The organism is Janthinobacterium sp. SUN120, assembly GCF_030397735.1.
Taxonomy (GTDB): domain Bacteria; phylum Pseudomonadota; class Gammaproteobacteria; order Burkholderiales; family Burkholderiaceae_D; genus Janthinobacterium; species Janthinobacterium kumbetense.
Map to the genome: position 1 here is coordinate 1,257 of NZ_JAPUBW010000016.1, position 1,406 is coordinate 2,662.

The 1,406-nt window shown below is 51.3% G+C and carries 1 rRNA gene (only partly in view); it reads left to right on the forward strand.

Annotation, left to right across the window (positions count from 1 at the left end):
* A 23S ribosomal RNA gene (locus O0879_RS28500) occupies positions 1–1,350 on the forward strand (its annotated part extends 1,256 nt beyond the left edge of the window); the annotation flags it as partial.
* Between the last annotated feature and the right edge of the window lie 56 nt (positions 1,351–1,406).

A 1,406-nucleotide genomic window follows, 5' to 3' on the forward strand; every position in this document is an offset into this window, starting at 1 on the left:
CACGAAGCAATCGGAAGTGGTTCCAAGAAAAGCCTCTAAGCTTCAGTCATACGAGACCGTACCGCAAACCGACACAGGTGGGCGAGATGAGTATTCTAAGGCGCTTGAGAGAACTCGGGAGAAGGAACTCGGCAAATTGGTACCGTAACTTCGGGAAAAGGTACGCCCCGGTAGCTTGATTGGTTTACTCCATGAGGGTGAAAGGGTTGCAATAAACTGGTGGCTGCGACTGTTTAATAAAAACACAGCACTCTGCAAACACGAAAGTGGACGTATAGGGTGTGACGCCTGCCCGGTGCTGGAAGATTAAATGATGGGGTGCAAGCTCTTGATTGAAGTCCCAGTAAACGGCGGCCGTAACTATAACGGTCCTAAGGTAGCGAAATTCCTTGTCGGGTAAGTTCCGACCTGCACGAATGGCGTAACGATGGCCACACTGTCTCCTCCCGAGACTCAGCGAAGTTGAAATGTTTGTGATGATGCAATCTACCCGCGGCTAGACGGAAAGACCCCATGAACCTTTACTGTAGCTTTGCATTGGACTTTGAACCAATCTGTGTAGGATAGGTGGGAGGCTTTGAAGCGGGGACGCTAGTTCTCGTGGAGCCAACCTTGAAATACCACCCTGGTTTGTTTGAGGTTCTAACCTTGGTCCGTTATCCGGATCGGGGACAGTGCATGGTAGGCAGTTTGACTGGGGCGGTCTCCTCCTAAAGTGTAACGGAGGAGTTCGAAGGTACGCTAGATACGGTCGGACATCGTGTTGATAGTGCAATGGCATAAGCGTGCTTAACTGCGAGACTGACAAGTCGAGCAGGTACGAAAGTAGGACATAGTGATCCGGTGGTTCTGTATGGAAGGGCCATCGCTCAACGGATAAAAGGTACTCTGGGGATAACAGGCTGATTCCTCCCAAGAGTTCATATCGACGGGGGAGTTTGGCACCTCGATGTCGGCTCATCACATCCTGGGGCTGTAGCCGGTCCCAAGGGTATGGCTGTTCGCCATTTAAAGTGGTACGTGAGCTGGGTTTAAAACGTCGTGAGACAGTTTGGTCCCTATCTGCCGTGGGCGTTGGAAATTTGAAGGGGGCTGCTCCTAGTACGAGAGGACCGGAGTGGACGAACCTCTGGTGTACCGGTTGTCACGCCAGTGGCATTGCCGGGTAGCTAAGTTCGGAAGAGATAACCGCTGAAAGCATCTAAGCGGGAAACTTGCCTTGAGATGAGATTTCCCAGAGCCTTGAGCTCTTTGAAGGGTCGTTCGAGACCAGGACGTTGATAGGCTGGGTGTGGAAGTGCAGTAATGCATTAAGCTAACCAGTACTAATTGCCCGTACGGCTTGTCCCTATAACCTTAGCAGGTACAGAGGATAAGACGGTACAACGTTGCGTGTGTGTTGATAC